This is a genomic window from Campylobacter sp. CS_NA3 (assembly GCF_027797495.1).
GTDB lineage: Bacteria > Campylobacterota > Campylobacteria > Campylobacterales > Campylobacteraceae > Campylobacter_B.
Genome location: NZ_CP115609.1, coordinates 1,418,510 through 1,438,816, shown reverse-complemented (window position 1 = coordinate 1,438,816; position 20,307 = coordinate 1,418,510). Strand labels below are relative to the sequence as shown.

Here is a 20,307-nt window from a genome sequence, read left to right as displayed (position 1 = left end):
AATAAGGTTATAAGATGAGTTTTAAAATTTTTTTATCGGATGTGTTTAGACAACTTTTTATCCGCCGTCATAAGTCTATGGAATTTCGTGGCAAGGTTTTTGCGGCAATGCTACTAGCCAAAAAAACGCAAAGCGATGAAGATTATGAAATCATAAATGAGTTAGCTAGCGAAATTTACCCAAATGATCAAAAATGCATAGAACTTTTGAATTCTACGGTAAAAGAGTATGTCAGGAAGGCAAAAATTTACAAAAATTTAAATTTGGATTCTTTATTAAATGAGATTGATAAAGACTTAAAAACGCACAAAAGGCTTATCAAAAAAATCGATTTTTCGCACCTTAGACGACTTATTTGCGATGACGATACTGACGCGCTTATACAGCAAAGAGTTTATGAATTTTTTGTCAGCGAAGTAAAAAGTTATTCATAAATTTAAGAATAAATTTTGTATAATAAACCCTTTTTATAAAATCACAAACGGAGTAAATTTTGGAAAATATAAGAAATATCGCCGTCATCGCCCATGTCGATCACGGAAAAACCACAATCGTAGATGAACTTTTAAAGCAATCAGGCACATTTGACGAACGCGCAAATATCGGCGAACGGGTAATGGATAGCAATGACATAGAAAAAGAACGCGGAATTACCATTTTATCAAAAAATACGGCTATCAAATATAAAGACACAAAAATAAATATCATCGACACCCCGGGACACGCTGATTTCGGTGGCGAAGTCGAGCGAGTTTTAAAAATGGTCGATGGCGTTTTGTTACTAGTCGATGCGCAAGAAGGCGTAATGCCTCAAACCAAATTTGTCGTTAAAAAAGCCCTATCTTTGGGACTTCGCCCGATAGTCGTGGTAAATAAAATAGATAAACCAGCAGCCGACCCGGATCGCGTGGTAAATGAAATTTTTGATCTTTTTGTCGCACTCGATGCCAACGACGAACAGCTTGAATTTCCTGTGATTTATGCAGCGGCTAAAAACGGCTTTGCTAGATACAGCCTAGAAGATACAAACAACGATATGCAGCCGCTTTTTGAAACGATAGTTTCGCATGTGCCTAGACCTAGTGGGGATAATGCAAACCCTTTGCAGTTGCAAGTTTTTACGCTTGATTATGATAACTATGTCGGTAAAATCGGCATTGCACGAATTTTCAACGGCAAAATCGCAAAAAATCAAAGCGTAATGTTAGCCAAGGCTGACGGCACAAAAGTAACAGGGCGAATTTCAAAACTTATCGGATTTTTGGGGCTTGATAGGATTGATATTGACGAAGCAGGGACGGGCGATATTGTGGCGATTGCCGGATTTGAAGCTCTTGATGTTGGCGATAGTATTGTCGATCCTGCTAATCCGATTCCGCTTGAAGCTTTGCATATCGAAGAGCCGACCCTAAGCGTTATTTTTAGCGTAAATGACGGACCTTTGGCAGGAACTGAGGGTAAATTCGTAACTTCAAATAAAATCGATGAGCGCTTAGCGGCAGAAATGAAAACAAATATCGCAATGCGTTATGAAAATGTCGGCGAAGGCAAATTTAAAGTTAGCGGCAGAGGCGAACTTCAAATCACAATTTTAGCCGAAAATATGCGTAGAGAGGGCTTTGAGTTTTGTCTTGGTCGCCCCGAAGTCATCGTAAAAGAAATAAACGGCGTAAAATGCGAACCTTTCGAGCATTTGGTTATCGACGCGCCTGATGATTGTACCGGAACGGTCATCGAAAAACTGGGTCGAAAAAAAGCAGAAATGAAAGTTATGAACCCGACAGGCGACGGACAAACAAGAATCGAATTTGAAATCCCTGCTCGTGGGCTTATCGGCTTTCGTTCGCAGTTTTTAACCGATACAAAAGGCGAGGGCGTAATGAATCATAGCTTTTTGGAATTTCGCCCATTAACAGGAAATGTTGAAAAACGCCAAAACGGCGCATTAGTGAGCATGGAAGACGGCGTTGCTTTGGGTTATAGCCTTTGGAATTTGCAAGATCGCGGTGTGCTATTTATCGCGCCACAAGCAAAGGTTTATAACGGTATGATTATCGGCGAACATAGCCGTCCAAACGACCTTGATGTAAATCCGATTAAAGGCAAAAACCTAACAAATGTTAGAGCTAGCGGAAGCGATGATGCGATTAAGCTAGTTCCGCCTAGAACGCTAAATTTAGAAAGAGCCTTGGAGTGGATCGAAGAAGACGAGCTAGTCGAAGTTACGCCGATAAGTATTCGAGTTAGAAAGCGATATTTAGATCCGAATGTTAGAAAGCGTATGTCGAAAACTAAGTCTTAAAATTATATGAGCCTAGTTTTAATTCCCCAAACTTGAACGGATTAAGGCGTAAATTCGGACAATTCCTACGCTCATTACCACTCAAAGGTAACTTCGCTTGAAATCGTCCGAATTTACGCCTTACTACGCCTATTCTGTCTTAAATATTTGTTATAAATTAAACGAATTTGCCAAATCTGTCATTGCGAGAATTTTTGCTTCGCAAAAATTCGTGGCAATCCAGCAACGCCGTTAGGCGTTTTTAAATTTACAAACTTAAATCTAATCGCAAATTTGGAAATTTTGATGATCTATTTTTCGAATTTTTTTGTTTTTGATTAGCCTATTTACGGCGACTGAGACATTTTGGCGTGGGGCGCCTACAAAACTAGCGATTTCGCTAACTCCGCCATTGACATGTGCTATATCGCCGTTTGCGATTTGAAGCAAAAATTTATAAGTTCTAGTTTCGACGCTATCAAAAACCAGCTCTTTTATCACATTTTTTTGCATTGTCATATTTTTCAAAAACGAGTTAAAAAGATAAATCGCAAAGTCTTGGTTAAACTCAAACAAATCAATCACGGTGGATAAATTTGCCTCTAAAATTTCCGCATTTTGCGTGATTTCAAAGGATGAAAAAGTATCGACAAGCACAAATGAACCTGCTCTAAAATAGCTTAGCACATACTCCCTGCCGCTTTCGTGGTAGGTGTTTAACTTGCCCTCGCCTTTTAGGATAATCATAAAAAGTTTCTTTTGTGCGTAAATCATCGCACCTTTTTGGTAGCAAAGATGTCTAAATTTAGCCAAATCTTCTTCGTTAAAAAATGATAACTCTTGCCCGTCAAAAACCCCTGTCGTTCTCGTTCCCATAATATACCTTTTTTGTTTTAATTATACAGAAAAATTCAAAAAAAACAAAAAAAAAAAAAACGAAAAATGAAAATTTTTCGCAAAAACAAAGCAGAATTTTTTAAATTTGTCGCAAAAATGACAACGGCTTTTTTGGCTTTTAATTATAATTTTGGTATCTGTTTTAAGGAGAATTTATGAAAAAAGCTATCATTTTTTCTTTGCTTATTTCCTGTCTTAGTGCAGGGGAGTTGCTCTATCCAAGCGTTGTAAAAAATGTTTCTTTGAGCGAGAATTTAAAAGAAGTCGCAGGAAAACTCCTGCCTACAAACGGCGTTGAAATTTTAGAGAAAAAGGACGGCGTGGTTAAATTCGCCGTTACAGGCTATCAAAATCCAAAATCGCCAAATATCGTTTATTTTACGCCAAAAGCTAGAATTTTGGCTGTTTCTTTTGCTAAAACGAAAGCGCCTGAATTTGAAGTTTTAGGCGATGAAGACGGCTTTAAAAAAGTAAAATTAATAGCCTACACAAATGACGGCGATTTTAGTGCGAATTTGGACGAAATGTTTGCAGAAGCGAATACTAAATTTATGGAAAACTGCGGCACTTGCCACCCGCCACATTTAGGACATACACAAGTGGCAAATCGCTGGCCAGCACTAATTAAATCAATGCAAGCTAGAACGCCGTTAAGCCAAGATGAAATTTGGACTATAACTCAGTTTTTACAAAAACATTCAAAAGACTTCAACATAAAGGAGAGTAAATGAAAAGACGAAGTTTTCTAAAAGGCACAGCCGGTCTTGGTATGGCTAGTGCTATGCCTAGTTTTGTTTTCGGTGAAGCCGCAAATACCGCTTTGGTAAAAAACGGCGAAGTCATCACGGGAGCGCACTGGGGAATTTTAAAAGCTACCGTAAAAGACGGCAAAATCGTAAAATCGGAAGCTTGGAAAAAAACTTCAAATGTGCCAAATCCTTTGCAAACTGCGATGGACGATTTGGTTTATAAAGCAAGGATCAAAGCCCCAATGGTTCGCAAAAGCTACCTTGAAAACCCAGATAGCCCAAAACCAGAGCTTCGCGGTAAGGACGAGTGGGTAGAAGTGCCTTATGAAGAGGCTATCAAACTGGTCGCAAAAGAACTTAAAAAAACGCGCGAACAAAAAGGTATGAATAGCATTTGTGCTGGAAGCTACGCTTGGCAAAGCTCAGGCGCACTTGGTATGGCAAGGACGCTTCTTCATAGATTTATGAATATGACAGGCGGTTTTGTGGGCGTTACCGGGGATTTTTCAACGGGAGCTGCGCAAGTGATTTTGCCACATGTCGTGGGATCTAGCCAAGTTTATGAGCAACAAACCGTTTGGCCTGTGGTTTTAGAAAACTCAAAAGTCGTCGTGCTTTGGGGTATGAATCCAATCGGCACTTTGCGTTTGTCATTTACGGTTTCTGATGAAGGCTCGTTTAAATATTTCGAAAAATTGCGCGATAGCGGTAAAGAAATCATCATCATCGATCCGCTCAAAACAATCACAACTAAATTTTTTGAAGGCAAAGCTACTCATATCAGACCTACTCCAAATACCGATGTTGCGATGATGTTAGCTATGGCAAATCATTTGCTAAAATCAGGTAAATATGATAAAGAATTTTTAAGCACTTACACCGTTGGCTTTGATAAATTCGAGCAGTATTTACTAGGCAAAGAAGACGGCGTAGAAAAAACACCTGAGTGGGCAGAGAAAATTTGCGGTATCGAAGCAAAAGTTATAAAAGAATTAGCTGAAAAATTCTTTGATAATCGCACTATGATTATGGCTGGTTGGGGTATGCAAAGAGCGCACCACGGCGAGCAAGTCCATTGGATGATAGTAACTCTTGCTAGTATGCTTGGTCAAATAGGGCTTCCTGGTGGTGGATTTGGTTTTAGCTACCACTATGCAAACGGCGGAACGCCAAGTTGCGTTGGTGGCGTAATTAAAACAATCAACGCAGGAAGCGTAGGCGTTATCAAAGACGGCAAATATATGGGTCCTGCTAACGCTGATGGCGCAAAAGAAAATGCAGCGCAATCTTGGCTATCAAATACTGCCCTAATGTCATATCCTGTCGCAAGAAATGCTGATGCTTTGCTAAATCCGGGCGCAACGCTTGATGATAACGGAAATAAAATCACATATCCTGATATGGATTTTATCTACTGGGTCGGCGGAAATCCGCTCACACAGCAACAAGATACAAATAAAAATGTCAAAGCTTGGAGAAAACCACGAACTATCGTCGTAAATGAAATTTACTGGACACCGACAGCGAAAATGGCTGACATCGTGTTCCCGGTTACAAGCTCGTATGAGAGAAATGACATTTCTATGACAGGGGATTACACAAATATGCACATTGTCCCACAAAAACAGGTCGTAGAAAAACAATTTGGTGCAAAAGATGATTATCAAGTTTTCGTTGATTTGTGTAAAGCTTATGCAGACGGACTTGCAGAAGCCTACACAGAAGGCGGCAAAACCGAAATGGACTGGATAAAAGAATTCTACGAAACAGCGGCAAATCAAGTAAATGCAAATGAAGCTTTGGGAATAAAAATGCCAAGCTTTGAAGAGTGGTGGAACAAAAACGAACCGACTGAATTTTTCCCTACAATGGAGAGCGAAAGCTATGTAACTTTTGCAGATTTTAGAGAAGATCCGATTTTAAATGCACTTGGCACACCAAGCGGACTAATCGAAATTTACTCTGAAACTATCGAAAAAATGGGCTATGATGACTGCAAGGCTCACCCGACATGGTTTGAGCCAATCGAGTGGCTAGGTATGAAGGATAAACCTGCGCGTTTCCACATGATAAGCCCACACCCAAATGATCGCTTACACTCACAACAAAACCAAACTAAGCTAAGAGATAGCTATGCAGTAGCTGGAAGAGAGCCGATTTTCATCAACGAAGAAGACGCAAAAGAGCTAGGTATAAAGGGCGGCGATTTGGTAAGAGTTTTCAACGCTAGGGGTCAAATTTTAGCAGGTGCGGTTGTAAATGATGACACGCCAAGAAATGTCGTAAAACTATGCGAAGGTGCTTGGTATGATCCAAACGAAAACGGACTTTGCAAAAACGGCTCGGCAAATGTGCTTACAATCGATATTCCGACAAGCAAATTAGCCAACGGAAATATCTCTCACACTTGCCTTGTAAATGTGGAAGTCTATAAACCAAAAGACGGCGAAGACATCACGCTAACTGCGTTTATGCCGCCAAAAGGTGCGAAATAAGCAAAATTTGGCTAGGATTTCCTAGCCAAATTTTAAAATTCTACAAAATTTTGCAAATTTCAAAATTCCGCTATCGCAAATTTGAAATACTGCCACGAAATTTTGCTTTTTAAAATCCAACGAAATTTCTACGAATTTCTCAATTTACAAAGTTACTTCGTAAGCTTATAATAAATCAATACAAAATTTTGCACCATATAATCAAAATTTCAACCCATTTTAAGGGGGGGGGGGGGGTATAATAAGACTTTATTTTTTTGTCAATGAGAAAACTATGGATGAAGAGCAAGAATACTTAATTTGCCCATTTTGTGGCAAGGACGACATCAAATTAGGTATCTAAACTTGCAAATAACCGTTTATGTGATATTGGAGATTCAATATGGCTTATTATGACATGTGGGGAAATCGGTATGAAAAGTTAGCAGTGGTGGAGGCATTCTTGGATTACTTCTCATAGTTGGTTTTATATGGCTTGTTTCAGGCGATAACACATCCTCGAATACACCGACAGATAACAAGGTTATCAAAAGTATAAATCTAAGCAATAGAGAAAAAACTATACAAATCCAGCGAATTCTCATCAAAAACGGCTATAAACTCAAAGCCGATGGCGTTTTTGGGAAAAAGACAATCAGCGCTGCAAAGAAATTTACAGGGCTAAATTCTGCGGATTTAAACACACTTTATATTGCTGTTAAAAATAAAGCAGACGGCAAAAAGAATTAATATAGTATGATATTTTATTTTTTGTAAGAAAGGATATAAAATGTTTTTTTGGGGATATATCGAAGATGTAAAAAGAGAAATCCTTACTGATTTTCACATTTCTGCTGAACCTATAAGCACCACGATGCCTACAAGCGTTGGAGCCAGCTACATAGATACCCGTACTTATACCAGTGGCGGCTGGGTTAGTTCAAAAACAAAACATACCACCTTTTGGACTTTTGATATAGGCGATACTTCGTTTAAATTAATCAGCGATAGATTGAGCTTAAAAAACGGCGATTTTGTCGTGGTTGAGAGTTATTCTAGAGACGGAGCTTATTATCTAGCTTATTGTATTTTAAATGCTACAAAAAAATATTCAGAACCAAGCTGGTTTCCTGGTTATTTGGATAAAAGAAATTTGCCAGAACAACCAAGTAAGATTGGTTTTTTAATGACAATTTCGATTATTCTTCCAATATTTTCTATATTAGTATTAATGTCTGGCAATATTTTTCCTGGTATTATTGCAGGTGTTGCTTCTTTTTTTGTTAGTCCTAAGTGGTATTACGAGAGTAAGGCTGCTAGTTATCGGTATAAAAGTGAATTATTAGATATAACCGAACTAAATAACTAGATAGAATACCATAATGCAGAGTATAAAGAGCATGAAAACGAAATCATGTCGGCGCTCAAAAAAGAGGGCTTTTTAGAGGATAAATCTCAAACTAAACAAATCGAAGATTAAAATTCAAAATTTTGTAGGGTGGGCATCCTTGCCCACCAAAAAAAGATAAAATAATTCAATAATCAATTTAAATAAATATTCTTCGCTTCGCTTCGTTTGGCTCAGAATGACATAAAATAAAATCATAAATTTAACTCGTAAATCGCCACGACTTTGCTGTCGCAAAGTATCGCAATGACAAAACAAGTGTAACGCTTTTTTTGCATAGCAAAAAATGTTTCTTGCGAAGCGTAGCGAAGCAGAGTAAATCAAACAAATTTAACTTATAATTCAAATTTACTGAATAAATTACAAAATTTAAATTTCTTAATATGAAATTTATGCTATTCTACAAATTTAATTTTTTTGCAAAAAAAGGTTTTTTATGAAACAAATTTTAATGGGAAACGAAGCGATTGCGCTTGGGCTAATACACGCAAATGTCGATGTCGTATCAGGCTACCCCGGGACGCCATCGAGTGAAATTTTAGGCAATTTCCAAAAATTACGCGACAAAATGGGCTTACAAGCTTATGCTGAGTGGGCAAGTAACGAAAAGGTCGGTTACGAAGTAGCTTACGCACACGCTATGAGCGGTAAAAACGCCTGTGCTACGATGAAACAAGTGGGCTTAAATGTCGCAGCGGACGCTGTGATGAACTCAGCCTACATAGGCAATATCGGCGCGATGATTTTAATAAGTGCCGATGATCCGGGCTTTTACTCATCTCAAACCGAGCAAGATAGCAGAGTTTTTGCTAAATTTGCTAGGATTCCTGCTCTTGATCCGGCTAACCCCCAAGAAGCGTATGATTTTATAAAAATTTGTGCCAAACTTTCAAGGCAATTTGAAATCCCCGTAATGTTTCGCTCTATAATGCGAGTTGCCCACGCAAGGCAAAACTGCGAAATTTCAGAAAATAGCGAATTTAACCCGCCAAAAGGCGAATTTATCAAAAATACAAATCGCTGGGCAGGCGTGCCGCCGGGACCTAGATATATTCAAGGCGTAGAGTTACTTGAAAAAATCGAGCAAATTCGCAAATTTAACTATGAAAATTTTATAAAACCAAAGATTGCAAATTTAAAAGGCGGCGATAAGGCTGAAATTCTTTGTATCACAAGTGGCGTGGCAAGTAGCTATGTAAGCGAAGCGGTCGCTGAGCTAAAAATAAACGCCGATGTCCTTAAAATCGATATGCCAACGCCTTTGCCATACAACGAGCTAAACGAACTTTGCAAAAGCTACAAAAAAGTCGTGGTTTTCGAAGAGCCGTATGCCTGTATGGAAGAAGATCTCAGCGGCGAAAATATCTACGGCAAAAAAACAGGACATGTGCATAAAATCCATGAATTTGGCAAAGATAAAGTTTTTGAAGCGTTTGCAAATTTGGGTATTTTAAACGGCAAAAATCCTTTTAAAGCACCAAAATTTAGCGAATTTGAGCTCCCAAAAAGACCGCCAAATTTATGCCCTGGCTGTCCGCATAGAGATATTTTTTATAGCATTACCAAAACTTTTCGCACGAAGCAGTCTATTTATGCAAGCGACATTGGTTGCTACACTTTGGCGCTTAATCAAAATGCGATCGATCACTTCCTTTGCATGGGTGCTAGTATTTCAACCGCAAGCGGTTTTAGCCTAGCAAACCCTGATAAAACGGTCGTTGCAACGATCGGCGATAGCACATTTTTGCACTCAGGTATGCCGCCGCTCATCAACGCAGTTTATCAAAAACACAAATTTATTTTGATAATTTTAGATAATTCAACTACTGCGATGACAGGTCGCCAAACTACGCCAGAAAGGGCTTCTGGCGATATTGACATCAAAAAACTAGTCGAAGGCTGTGGTATAAAATGCCATGAATATTTTTACGAGCCTGATTTAAACAAAACCATGCTTTTTATGAAAGGTTTAAAATCAGCTTACGAAAATAGCGATTTGCCTGTGGTAGCTGTGATTCGCCAGTTTTGCATTTTAGATAAATCGAATTCAAAAATTCCGCAAATTTACGCCACAGTAAATGAAGCAAAATGCGTTGAGTGCGATACTTGCGTGGGCAAATACAAATGCCCTGCTATGAGCTACAACGAACGCCACAAAGTTGAGGTTGATCCGTTTTTATGCACGGGCTGTTCGGCATGTATTAGCGGACTTTGTCCGACAGATGCTTTTGAAGTGAGGTCAAAATGAAATATCAAATTTTAATAGCTGGATACGGCGGACAAGGCGCCGTTTTTTTAGTAAAACTGCTTTCAATCGCAGCCGCAAATAAAGGCTATGCGTGTCTTGGCACGGAAAATCACGGCATGAGCCAAAGGGGCGGAAGTGTTTCATGCGGCATTAAAATCGGCGATTTTTTTAGCCCAAATATCGATGAAAACTCGGCTGATTTATTGATTGCATTGGAGCAAACAGAAGCGCTTCGTTATTTGCAATTTTTAAATCAAAATTCAGGCGTAATTGCTGTAAATTCAGATGAAAATTTTCCAAATTTGCCGTTTAAAATTTACGCAACAAACGCCTTTAAAAAGGCAAAATCCGGCGAATTTGACATAGGCGGGTTAAATGTTTATATGCTAGGAATTGTTATCAAAAATGTAGCAAATTTCCCGTTTTCTTATGATGAAATTTGCAAAGCAATCGAAATTTTTAACCCAAAAGTCGCCGAAAAAAACAAACAAATTTTAAAACTAGCAATGGAGAGCTAAGATGAGTGATACGCCAAAATACTGGTCAATCAACGAAATCGTTGATAAAGAAACGCTAAGAGAAATCCAAAACAAAAGATTTGCCAAATTTTTAAAAAGGATTTCTAAGGTTGAATTTTATCAGAAAAAATTTGCCGAACTTGGGCTTAAATTTGATGAAATCAAAGATATTTCCGAGCTTTCAAAGCTTCCTTTTACGACAAAAAAAGATATGCGAGACCATTATCCATTTGGGCTTTTTGCAGTTCCGCAAAAAAAAGTCGTGCGAATTCATTCTAGCAGCGGCACAAGCGGAAAGCCGACCGTCGTAGGATACACTAGAAAAGATTTAGAAATTTGGTGCGAAGTTTTGGCTAGGGTCTTTACTATGGCAGGTGTGGGCAAAAACGACACCGTGCATAATGCCTACGGATACGGGCTTTTTACGGGCGGTCTTGGGGCGCATTATGGTGCTGAGACTGTCGGAGCTTCTGTCGTGCCGTCTAGCTCCGGTTTTACAGAACGCCAACTTATGCTTTTAAGGGATTTTGGAGCGACTGCGATTTCATGCACTCCGTCATTTGCTATGCACTTAGCAGATCATGCCAAAGCTTTGGGCTATGATCTGAAAAAAGATTTTAAGCTAAAAGCAGGAATTTTTGGTGCTGAGCCAACTAGCAAAGCCCTAAAACAAGCAATCGCCCAAGCTTGGGGGATAAATTATCACGATATTTACGGACTTAGTGAAATTTTAGGACCCGGTGTCGCCGGAGGGTGCGGTAAAAGCGAAGGAATGCATATTTTTGAAGATCACTTCTACCCTGAGATTATAGATCCAAAAACGGGTGAAGTTTTGCCTGATGGAGAGCGTGGCGAACTAGTCATAACAACGCTTACAAAAGAAGCTATTCCTTTGCTTCGCTACCGAACGGGCGATGTAACTTCGATAAAAACGGGCAAATGTCCTTGTGGCAGGAATTTGCGTATGATAGAAAGTATCGTAGGAAGAAGCGATGATATGGTTATCATAAACGGCGTAAATGTCTTCCCAAGCCAAGTAGAGCATGTTTTATCGACTATCGAAGGATTAAGTCTAAATTATCAAATCGTCCTAAGCAAAAAAGGGTATTTAGATAAGATTGAAGTCAAGGTCGAAATGAGCGATGACTTCAACTTTGATAGCATTTCGGCGATTGAAAATTTACAAAAAGAAACAGCCGCAAAACTGCTAACAAATTTATTTATCCACGCAAGTGTAAATATAGTAGAGCCGCGTAGTATCGGTGCTAGCGATACCAAAATCAAAAGAGTAATCGACAAAAGGAACGAAGCATGAAACAACTTAGCGTATTTTTAGAAAACAAACCCGGCGAACTAACCGCTATGAGCGATATTTTGCGAGATAGCGACATTTCTATCGACTCGGTTGTCATAGCAGAGACTTCTAAATTTGGCGTTGTGCGTATCATCACTAGCGAATTTGACAAAGCAGCAGACGCTCTAAAAAAAGCAGGATTTAGCGCTAGAACCGTCGATGTAGTCGCCGTTAAAATCGCAAATAAAAAAGGCACCTTTGCTAAAATCGTGGAAGCTTTAAGCGGGGCTGGAATTAGCATAAATTATTGTTATAGCTATTATGCTGATACAAATTTCGGGATTTTTGTATTTTCGCTCGATGATAATGAAAAAGGCGAGAAAGCACTGCAAAATGCAGGATTTGAAGTCATAAAATAATAATTTATATAAATTTGATTTAATAGTCAAAATTTAGATTAAATTTTGACTATTATTTAAACAAATTCGTAAATTTAATTGCAAAATAAGGCAAAGTATAATCCAACTTACGCCTTTTTCTCGCTTACGATATTTACGATATTTTCACCGACCATAACGGCGATTTTTGCCATAAATTCAGCCGGACTTGTAAATCCAACACACGAGCAGTTAATTTCGCCAAGCACATATTTGTCTTTGCCATTTTCGTCAGTATCAAGGATAAAATCTGCCGTCCAAATCAAAGGCAAATCGTAATTTCCAAGTTTTGTGCGAATTTCAGGCAGACGCTCTAAAAACCAGCCAATCAAATTTTCCCACTCTTTTGGCTCATCATAGCGATATTTCGCGCCGCTAAAAAGTGTCGCGCTAAATGCGTCCCCGCCTTCTGCCGGTTTTTTATGCACGACATAAACAGGCGTTTTATAAAGCATTAAAATGCGAATTTCGCCCTCTTTGATGCGTGGCAAAAATGTCATATCCACAAGCATTCCGTTATCGCCGACGATGTATTGTTCGCAAAAGTCCATAAATTCGCCAAGTTTTCGCTCTTCTGAGTGATTGTCTTTGGCTTCGGTGCAGATGATTTTGGTATCAAGTGCTAAGCTATCAAATTTGCCGTAATCGCCTGCATTTTCAAGTCTCACACGCCAAATTCCCTCTCCTGTGGATCCGCGATTTTGTTTTAAAACTCTCTCGCCTTTGGCAAGTGATTTTGGAAATGTGCTTTTAAATGTCGCAATATCATAATACGCATAAGTATCATCAGGCACTAGCTCGGTGTCAGCAAGTTTGGTTAGAGCGTCTTTTGCGCCATATCCTATCATCGCATCAGGGTGCGGCATACCGACTAGGCCGTCAGCGCAGAGCTTTCGTAGCATTTCAAAATAAAGTTTTTCTTCTTTGATATTGCCCGGATTTACACGCGAAACATAGCCGTCAGCGTTGTCTCTAACGAATTCGTAAATTTTTTTGCTCTCATTTTCATTTCGCAAAATTTCATCGCTTAGCTGGATAACTTCGCCTGTCCAGCCGTGAGTGCTAAGCGCATTTACCATCGGCATCGTATCTCGTCTGTGTCCGTCTTCGCCCTTGTCCGTGCCACCTACGGCTTCGAAAAAAACTATTCTTTTTTTCATGATTTTGTCCTTTAAAATAAAAATGTAATTTTTAAGTCTATCTAAAATTTAGTTAAAAGCCATTGAATTTAAGAAAATATTAAATTTAGCAAATTTTCTGTATAATTTCATGTCAAGTTTTTAAAGGGCTATTATGAATTTGAAAAAATTTTACATATTTATTTTTGTGGCGATATTTTTGACAGGCTGTGCGGAAGTTTTAAATGAAATCGACAACGAAATTGCAAAGCAGTTTCCGCAAATTCAAACAAATAAAACAAACAAGGGCAAAACAACACAAACAGGTAAAACAACACCAGCCAAAACTGCCAAAAACAGCTCAGCAGACTTTTTTACGGCAATGGGCGATAATGAAGCAGCACAAATCGTAAAAGGCATTCACAAAAACACTCCGTCTTGGTTCGCACAAAGCAAAACCACACTTGGTGGCGCAAATGACGCAACAAATTTGCAAAATATGAAAGCTTCACTAGCTATCATCAAACAAACCAACGCAAAACGCAAAAGCGAAGGCAAAAGCGCTCTTAAAGTCAGCCATAAAATGATGGCAATCTCGCAAATTCGCACAAATTACGCGGCACATTATAAATTTTCTCACGCACCACTAACGGGCGTTACAAGTGTAGCCGAAAATCTTGCCAAAGGTCAAGCAAACGGCGCAGCAGCTGTAAATGCGTGGTATAGCGAAAAATCAAACTGTCCGAACAAATCTGCAAAAAACTGCAAATTTAGCGCAAACACGGGGCATTATTTGAATTTGGTAAATTCAGGTTATAGCGTAACGGGCGCTAGTGTGGCAAATAAAACTTACGGCGGAGTTTATGGTTCGAGTGGAAATGCCTATACTATCGAGCAATACGAAGCGATGTTTGATAAATGGCTAAATTCAAAATAGTTTTTCACAAAATTGATTAAATTTGTAGGATTAGGCAAGAAATTTGTAGGATTGTTCTACCAAAATCGGACAAAATTTAGCTAAAATTAGAAAAAATTAAAAGGTAAAATAATGAAAAAAATCGAAAACCAACGATTTACAGGGGAGCGAGCCCTATTTATGGCAAAAAATTTAGAAATTTTGCATTGTTCGTTTGGAGACGGCGAATCTCCCTTAAAAGAGAGCGAAAATATCGCTGTAACCGCGTCAAATTTCGAGTGGAAGTATCCGTTTTGGTATAGCAAAAATTTTCGCATTAAAGACTGCTTTTTTGACGAAATTGCAAGAGCAGGAATTTGGTATAGCAAGGATTTTAGCTTGAAAGATTGCTTGTATTATGCGCCAAAAGGGTTTCGCGGGAGCGAAAATTTTGAGCTTGAAAATATTCAAATTCCAAACGCTAGTGAAACTCTTTGGTTTTGCAAAAATGTAAAATTAAAAAATATCGTCGCAAACGGGCAGTATTTTGGTATGAAAAGCGAAAATTTACGCATACAAAACTTAAATTTGAGTGGAGATTACTGCTTTGACGGATGCAAAAATATCGAAATTTCGGATTCGAAACTGCTTAGCAAGGATGCTTTTTGGAACTGCGAAAATGTGGTTATTAAAAACTGCTTTATAAGCGGCGAGTATTTTGGCTGGAATTCATCTAATGTTCGCCTTGAAAACTGCGTGGTATCGAGTTTGCAGGGCTTTTGCTATATGAAAAATTTGGTTATGAAAGATTGTCGTTTGATCAATACGACTTTGGCGTTTGAATTTAGCGACGCTCAGGCTGAAATTTTAGGTAAAATTGATAGCGTAAAAAATCCAAGCTCAGGCAAAATAATCGCTGATGAAATCGGTGAAATCATCATTGACGGCACAACCGACGCGAGTAAATTTGAGATAATCACAAAGGATAAATTTTGAAATTTAATTTTGACGAAATCATCGATAGACGAAATTTAAACTCGCTAAAATGGGCAGTCGGTAAAGATGAGCTTCCTATGTGGGTGGCAGATATGGACTTTCGCGCGGCACCTTGCATTTTAGAAGCGTTGCAAGAAGTGGTGGGACACGGCATTTTTGGATACAGCGAAATCTCTACCCAGTGGGCTTTGGCGTATCAAAATTGGTGGCAAAAACGCCACGGCTTTCGCATAGAAGAGCATTGGCTCATTTTTTGCACGGGCATTGTCCCTGCTCTTTCATCACTCGTGCGAAAGCTCACCACACCAAATGAAAATGTGCTAGTGCAAAGCCCCGTTTATAACTGCTTTTTTTCGAGCATTAAAAACAACGGCGTAAAGGCATTTTGCAACGAACTTGTCTATGAAAACGGGCAATACCACATAAACTGGGAAGATTTTGAAAACAAACTCGCAGACCCGCAAACAACGCTGTTTATCTTGTGCAACCCACACAATCCCATAGGCAAAATTTGGTCGCGTGATGAACTAGCCAAAATGGGCGAACTTTGTGCGAAGCACGGCGTAACGGTCATCAGCGATGAAATTCATTGTGATTTATGTGAGCCGGGTTTTGCCTATACGCCGTTTGCAAACATAAGCGAAACAAACGCAAATATCAGCATTTCGTGCATTTCGCCGACAAAAGCTTTTAATATCGCAGGTCTTAATAGTGCTGCCGTGTTTGCAAAAAATAAATTTTTAAGACACAAAGCGTGGCGAGCGTTTAATACAGATGAAATCGCCGAGCCAAACGCATTTGCGGTCGCTGCCACTGTGGCGGCATTTGAAAAAGGCGAAGAGTGGCTTGATGAATTGCGAATTTATCTAAGTGAAAATAAAAAAATCGTGCGTGAATTCCTAAGCGAAAATTTGCCTTATATAAGGGCATTGCCGTGCGATGCGACATATTTAATGTGGCTTGATTGTTCGAATTTGATAAATTCAAGTGGCGAAATTCCTATCGCAACGAGTGAAAATTTGAAAATTCCACACTTTGCGGAGTTTAAAAATTCAACCGAACTTGCAAATTTTATCCGTTCTAAATCAGGGCTTTATCTAAGCAGTGGCGAAATTTATGGGGCTGGTGGAGAGAAATTTTTACGCCTAAACATCGCCACACCAAGGGCGAATTTGCTTGACGGGCTAGAACGACTTAAAAATGCGTTGTCTAAGTGAATTTAAGGGTTTTGCCGAATTTAAGCCAAATTCGGCAATGTTTTATTTAAATCAAAAGAAAATATTTGCAATTAATTTTTCCATTGATGATATTTTATGTCATATAACAAATCCAAAACACCTCTATTTGTTATCCAAATTATTGCAACATTATAAACAACTGAACCTATAAATATGTGTTCCCAATCTTGCACTATATTAATATTTGTATATTTAATATATGATAATAAATTTTCTAATTTTAACAATGGCAAATATGTATAGCCTTTTGTGTCCCAATTATACCTTGTATTCTCCTTTTCTAATTCTTTAATTTTTGTGTCTATTTTTTCTTTATATTTTTTGTAAATTTCGCCTACGCAATCAAACTTGGTTTTTGCAAAATTTACAAAATCATCTTTTTTAGATAAATCGAAATTTTCATATATCAATTTAAGATTTTGTTCAATAAAATCATCAGAATTTTTATCTTTTAAATCCAAATAGCTTAATCTTTGCATATATCCTAGTTTTTGAGAAAATAAGTATTCTGGGTTTTGAAATAATATATCGCTCCTATTATCATATTCAATTCTATCAACTATTTTTCCAAAATAATCCTGTAAATTATATATATCGCTATCGTTTCTTTTGCATCCATAAATTTTGTTATAAATATCAGTGTAACAGGCATTAGCAATCGTTGAAAATTCACTAAAAATACTATCAAAATCATAGTAGGTGTCTATAACTAAATCGCTATACGGTTTATCAATTTCCCATATATTTTTAATATTTGTATTTTGTATTTTTATATCTCGCTCTTTTAATCGTAACATTTCTTTAATAAAATCGTATGTATTTTTAGAAATAGATGTTATATCTGCTAAGTTAGAAATATTAATATTAGAAATAATAGCTGTTAATGTTGAAAATATCATATCATATCCTTTCTATTGTATTGCCAACAATAATAAATTAATAAATTTGCATTGTCCCACATTGCAAATTTAACCAAATGCCGACGATTTTTCGAGCTGAGAAGCAAATTTAAAGTGAGATAAGGCTGGTATTCCTATCGAACTTTAAATTTGCGAACTCTCGAAAAAGCTAGGCTCATATCAACTTGCAAAACCAAACTATTACGCTTCCAAAACTCCGCCGTTGCTAGCATTTGTTACTAGTTTTTGATACTGGCGAAGCCATTTGCTCCCCACTTCCTTGCCTTGATATTTCCACTCTGCTTTGCGTTTTGCGATTTCTTCATCGCTTAAACGCACATTTATACTAAAATTATCCACATCAATGTCGATTATATCGCCATCTTTAAGTAGCCCTATCATACCGCCTTCTGCGGCTTCTGGGCTTATATGACCTATGCTTAGCCCCCTTGTAGCACCGCTAAAACGCCCGTCTGTGATGAGCGCTACATCAGCTCCTAGTCCCCGACCCACGATTAGGCTAGTTGGGCTTAGCATTTCTTGCATTCCAGGACCCCCTTTTGGCCCTTCATATCGTAGCACCACGACATTTCCCTTTTGCACTTTGCCACTTGAAATGCCTTCGATTGCTTCATCTTGGCTGTTAAAGCAAATCGCCGTTCCGCTAAATTTACGCTCTCCGATGATTCCAGCTGCTTTGATGACACAGCCTTGCTCAGCTAAATTTCCAAACAAAATCGCTAACCCGCCACGCATAGAGTAGGCGTTTGAAACAGGGCGGATTATATTTTCGTCGCTGATTTTTGCGTCTTTTACCCTTTGTCCAAGTGTTTCTCCGCTCACGCAAAGAGCGTCTAAATTTAGTAAATTTGGATTAAATTTAGCGATTTCATTGATAACAGCACTTAATCCGCCTGAATTTTCAATGTCTTGCATATGCACGCTTGGCAGACTTGGGGCGATTTTTGCGATGTGCGGAACGCTTTTGCTAATGTCGTTAAGCTCGGCGATATTTAGCGGAGCGTCCGCTTCACGCGAGATCGCAAGCATGTGCAAAATTGTATTTGAGCTACCGCCCATCGCCATATCCACAACCATCGCGTTGCGGATTGATTTTTCGTTGATTATATTGCGAATTTTAAATTTATCGTCCGTTGCGATTTCGCAAATTCGCCTTGCTGCTTTTCGCAAAAGCGCTTCTCTTTCAGGCGTTAGGGCTAAAATCGTGCCGTTTCCGCTAAGAGCGATTCCCATCGCTTCGCATAGCGTATTCATCGAGTTTGCGGTGAACATTCCGCTACAACTTCCACCGCCCGGACACGCCGCACACTCGATAAATTTAAGCTCGTTTTCGTCTATTTTTTTGGTTTCATACGCGCCGACTGCTTCAAAAACGGAATTTAAATCCAACGCTTCGCCTTTTTGCCCTACACCAGCTTTCATCGGACCGCCGCTTACGAAAATGGTCGGCACATTTACTCTTAAAGCGCCCATTAGCATTCCGGGCACGATTTTATCGCAGTTTGGTATGCAAATAAGAGCATCAAGAGCGTGAGCGTTCATCATAGTTTCGATCGAATTTGCGATGATTTCACGGCTTGGCAAACTATAAAGCATACCACTATGCCCCATGGCGATACCATCATCAACGCCGATAGTGTTGAATTCAAACGGAACACAGCCGTTTTTGCGAATTTCATCTTTGATGATTTCAGCGTATTTATTTAAGAAAAAATGTCCCGGAATAACTTCTATAAAGCTGTTTGCCACGCCGATAAATGGCTTAGAAAAATCTTCGTCTTTTAAGCCCGTCGCACGCAAAAGTGAGCGGTGTGGAGCCCTTGTGTAGCCCTTTTTTACAATATCGCTTCTCATTTTATATCCTTTTTTGAAAATTTTGTAATTTTAGCTAAAAATGGCTAAATTTATCTTTTTTGTGATTGAAATTTGCAAATTTGACTATGCCAAATTCGTAAAATTTATGAATTTATTTATATAATTTCAAGCAAATAATTTATTAGGACATTGCCATGATTGAAATTTGGAAATTGACAAGAAAAAGTGTTTCAGAAGAAAAAACCGCACCTAATTATAAAAATATTTTGGTTGTAAAAAGCCTAGGGCATGGCGCAGGAAGTATCGATTTTAGTCAAAAAGTAGGCGAATTCAGCGATGAAGATTGGCAAAAAATCGTCAGTAGCGGCGATGAATATGCCAAAAATAAATTAGAAAAATTAGACCAGCTTTACGAAATCGAAATTTTCCCAGAACACGCCATAAAACTTTTGCAAAGCCTTGAAAATTCGGCTTTTGGCGAGTTTTTAAAGGATTTAGATGAGGGTTATTTAACGCTTAGGAAAGTTTTTAGATGAAAAAAGCGATTTTATGCGTAGGAAACGAGCTTCGTGGCGATGACGGCGTTGGAATAGAAGTCGGTAAAATCGCCCTAGAAGAGCTAAAAGAGTGGAAAGTTTTTTTCGGAAACGATATGCCGGAAAATGAATTTCCTAATATCAGAGCTTATGCGCCTGAAATTTTAGTTATCGTCGATGCAATCGGCGTTATCGCAGATGAAAATGACGAATTTGAGTGCGAATTTGTAGATTTAAGTGATGATGTGAGTTATTTTTACAGCGCACATAACATACCTGCTTGCGTGTGGATAAAATACCTGCGCGAATTTATCCCAAAAATCCTATTTTTAGGCATTAAGGTTGATTTGCTTACTTTGAGTGAAATTAATTCTAATTTATCCAAAAAAGCCAAAAAAAACGCAAAACTAGCCATAAAAAAAATCAAAGAATTTGAAGAAATCATAGAATTGTGAGAAATTTTTAGTCAAAAAAATAGATTAA

19 protein-coding genes are annotated in these 20,307 nt (G+C 38.4%); 15 read left to right on the top strand and 4 right to left on the bottom strand.

The features are described 5' to 3' along the window. Positions 1-14 precede the first annotated feature (14 nt). Positions 15-434, top strand: coding sequence for a hypothetical protein (locus tag PF026_RS07310; protein WP_270864096.1), 420 nt, complete (start codon positions 15-17; stop codon positions 432-434). A gap of 59 nt (positions 435-493) precedes the next feature. Next, positions 494-2,302: a translational GTPase TypA gene (gene typA, locus PF026_RS07305; protein ID WP_270864095.1), complete on the top strand. Its 1,809-nt coding sequence runs from the start codon at positions 494-496 to the stop codon at positions 2,300-2,302. A 261-nt stretch (positions 2,303-2,563) separates the two neighbouring features. Here typA and PF026_RS07300 read toward each other — a convergent pair whose 3' ends face one another. Then, on the bottom strand, positions 2,564-3,157 hold the full coding sequence (locus tag PF026_RS07300; RefSeq protein ID WP_270861075.1) for a Crp/Fnr family transcriptional regulator: 594 nt from the start codon (positions 3,155-3,157) through the stop codon (positions 2,564-2,566). A 176-nt stretch (positions 3,158-3,333) separates the two neighbouring features. Between PF026_RS07300 and PF026_RS07295 the strand changes: the two genes are divergently transcribed. The 8 genes from PF026_RS07295 (at position 3,334) to PF026_RS07265 (ending at position 12,288) form a co-directional block, all read left to right on the top strand. Beyond that, a complete protein-coding gene (locus PF026_RS07295; RefSeq protein ID WP_270864094.1) occupies positions 3,334-3,909 on the top strand; it encodes a cytochrome C in 576 nt (191 codons plus the stop codon). Then, complete coding sequence (locus PF026_RS07290) at positions 3,906-6,422, top strand: molybdopterin guanine dinucleotide-containing S/N-oxide reductase (RefSeq protein WP_442867937.1); 2,517 nt, start codon at positions 3,906-3,908, stop codon at positions 6,420-6,422. The genes PF026_RS07295 and PF026_RS07290 overlap by 4 nt, the downstream gene beginning before the upstream one ends. Positions 6,423-6,860: 438 nt before the next feature. Next, positions 6,861-7,151, top strand: coding sequence for a peptidoglycan-binding domain-containing protein (locus PF026_RS07975; RefSeq protein ID WP_442867947.1), 291 nt, complete (start codon positions 6,861-6,863; stop codon positions 7,149-7,151). Between the two features lie 40 nt (positions 7,152-7,191). Beyond that, positions 7,192-7,770 carry a hypothetical protein gene (locus PF026_RS07285; protein ID WP_270864093.1) on the top strand — a complete coding sequence of 193 codons (579 nt, stop codon included), beginning with the start codon at positions 7,192-7,194 and terminating at the stop codon, positions 7,768-7,770. 475 nt (positions 7,771-8,245) lie between these two features. Further along, positions 8,246-10,057: a thiamine pyrophosphate-dependent enzyme gene (locus tag PF026_RS07280; protein ID WP_270864092.1), complete on the top strand. Its 1,812-nt coding sequence runs from the start codon at positions 8,246-8,248 to the stop codon at positions 10,055-10,057. Then, complete coding sequence (locus tag PF026_RS07275) at positions 10,054-10,575, top strand: 2-oxoacid:acceptor oxidoreductase family protein (protein WP_270861080.1); 522 nt, start codon at positions 10,054-10,056, stop codon at positions 10,573-10,575. Before PF026_RS07280 ends, PF026_RS07275 begins: the two co-directional genes overlap by 4 nt. A gap of 1 nt (position 10,576) precedes the next feature. After that, positions 10,577-11,890, top strand: a complete 1,314-nt coding sequence (locus PF026_RS07270; RefSeq protein ID WP_270864091.1) for a phenylacetate--CoA ligase family protein — start codon at positions 10,577-10,579, stop codon at positions 11,888-11,890. Then, a complete protein-coding gene (locus tag PF026_RS07265; RefSeq protein WP_270861082.1) occupies positions 11,887-12,288 on the top strand; it encodes a hypothetical protein in 402 nt (133 codons plus the stop codon). Before PF026_RS07270 ends, PF026_RS07265 begins: the two co-directional genes overlap by 4 nt. A 107-nt stretch (positions 12,289-12,395) precedes the next feature. On the opposite strand, the gene PF026_RS07260 is transcribed toward PF026_RS07265, so the two are convergent. Beyond that, the gene (locus PF026_RS07260) at positions 12,396-13,466 is read right to left on the bottom strand and encodes a Cj0069 family protein (protein WP_270864090.1); all 1,071 of its coding nucleotides are present in this window, start codon (positions 13,464-13,466) and stop codon (positions 12,396-12,398) included. Between the two features lie 133 nt (positions 13,467-13,599). On the opposite strand from PF026_RS07260, the gene PF026_RS07255 reads away from it, so the two are divergent. From PF026_RS07255 to PF026_RS07245, 3 genes are all read left to right on the top strand, one after another. Continuing rightward, positions 13,600-14,361 (top strand): CAP domain-containing protein, encoded by a 762-nt coding sequence (locus tag PF026_RS07255; RefSeq protein WP_270864089.1) that lies wholly within the window; start codon positions 13,600-13,602, stop codon positions 14,359-14,361. Positions 14,362-14,472: 111 nt separating this feature from the next. Further along, entirely contained in the window at positions 14,473-15,315 is an 843-nt protein-coding gene (locus PF026_RS07250; protein ID WP_270864088.1) for a DUF3737 family protein, read from the top strand. After that, positions 15,312-16,532, top strand: a complete 1,221-nt coding sequence (locus tag PF026_RS07245) for a MalY/PatB family protein (RefSeq protein ID WP_270864087.1) — start codon at positions 15,312-15,314, stop codon at positions 16,530-16,532. Before PF026_RS07250 ends, PF026_RS07245 begins: the two co-directional genes overlap by 4 nt. A 71-nt stretch (positions 16,533-16,603) precedes the next feature. On the opposite strand, the gene PF026_RS07240 is transcribed toward PF026_RS07245, so the two are convergent. After that, on the bottom strand, positions 16,604-17,452 hold the full coding sequence (locus tag PF026_RS07240; protein WP_270864086.1) for a hypothetical protein: 849 nt from the start codon (positions 17,450-17,452) through the stop codon (positions 16,604-16,606). Positions 17,453-17,653: 201 nt separating this feature from the next. After that, positions 17,654-19,327, bottom strand: a complete 1,674-nt coding sequence (gene ilvD / locus PF026_RS07235) for a dihydroxy-acid dehydratase (RefSeq protein ID WP_270870474.1) — start codon at positions 19,325-19,327, stop codon at positions 17,654-17,656. Positions 19,328-19,482: 155 nt separating this feature from the next. Between ilvD and PF026_RS07230 the strand changes: the two genes are divergently transcribed. Further along, complete coding sequence (locus PF026_RS07230) at positions 19,483-19,824, top strand: formate hydrogenlyase maturation HycH family protein (RefSeq protein ID WP_270864084.1); 342 nt, start codon at positions 19,483-19,485, stop codon at positions 19,822-19,824. Further along, a complete protein-coding gene (locus PF026_RS07225) occupies positions 19,821-20,279 on the top strand; it encodes a hydrogenase maturation protease (RefSeq protein ID WP_270864083.1) in 459 nt (152 codons plus the stop codon). The genes PF026_RS07230 and PF026_RS07225 overlap by 4 nt, the downstream gene beginning before the upstream one ends. Positions 20,280-20,307: the final 28 nt, after the last annotated feature.

Excerpts from the sequence above, each read along its gene's own strand:
- PF026_RS07310 (WP_270864096.1), top strand. The coding sequence starts at position 15 with ATGAGTTTTAAAATTTTTTTATCGGATGTGTTTAGACAACTTTTTATC.
- PF026_RS07300 (WP_270861075.1), bottom strand. The coding sequence starts at position 3,157 with ATGGGAACGAGAACGACAGGGGTTTTTGACGGGCAAGAGTTATCATTT.
- PF026_RS07295 (WP_270864094.1), top strand. The coding sequence starts at position 3,334 with ATGAAAAAAGCTATCATTTTTTCTTTGCTTATTTCCTGTCTTAGTGCA.
- PF026_RS07290 (WP_442867937.1), top strand. The coding sequence starts at position 3,906 with ATGAAAAGACGAAGTTTTCTAAAAGGCACAGCCGGTCTTGGTATGGCT.
- PF026_RS07285 (WP_270864093.1), top strand. The coding sequence starts at position 7,192 with ATGTTTTTTTGGGGATATATCGAAGATGTAAAAAGAGAAATCCTTACT.
- PF026_RS07280 (WP_270864092.1), top strand. The coding sequence starts at position 8,246 with ATGAAACAAATTTTAATGGGAAACGAAGCGATTGCGCTTGGGCTAATA.
- PF026_RS07275 (WP_270861080.1), top strand. The coding sequence starts at position 10,054 with ATGAAATATCAAATTTTAATAGCTGGATACGGCGGACAAGGCGCCGTT.
- PF026_RS07270 (WP_270864091.1), top strand. The coding sequence starts at position 10,577 with ATGAGTGATACGCCAAAATACTGGTCAATCAACGAAATCGTTGATAAA.
- PF026_RS07265 (WP_270861082.1), top strand. The coding sequence starts at position 11,887 with ATGAAACAACTTAGCGTATTTTTAGAAAACAAACCCGGCGAACTAACC.
- PF026_RS07260 (WP_270864090.1), bottom strand. The coding sequence starts at position 13,466 with ATGAAAAAAAGAATAGTTTTTTTCGAAGCCGTAGGTGGCACGGACAAG.
- PF026_RS07255 (WP_270864089.1), top strand. The coding sequence starts at position 13,600 with ATGAATTTGAAAAAATTTTACATATTTATTTTTGTGGCGATATTTTTG.
- PF026_RS07250 (WP_270864088.1), top strand. The coding sequence starts at position 14,473 with ATGAAAAAAATCGAAAACCAACGATTTACAGGGGAGCGAGCCCTATTT.
- PF026_RS07240 (WP_270864086.1), bottom strand. The coding sequence starts at position 17,452 with ATGATATTTTCAACATTAACAGCTATTATTTCTAATATTAATATTTCT.
- ilvD (WP_270870474.1), bottom strand. The coding sequence starts at position 19,327 with ATGAGAAGCGATATTGTAAAAAAGGGCTACACAAGGGCTCCACACCGC.
- PF026_RS07230 (WP_270864084.1), top strand. The coding sequence starts at position 19,483 with ATGATTGAAATTTGGAAATTGACAAGAAAAAGTGTTTCAGAAGAAAAA.
- PF026_RS07225 (WP_270864083.1), top strand. The coding sequence starts at position 19,821 with ATGAAAAAAGCGATTTTATGCGTAGGAAACGAGCTTCGTGGCGATGAC.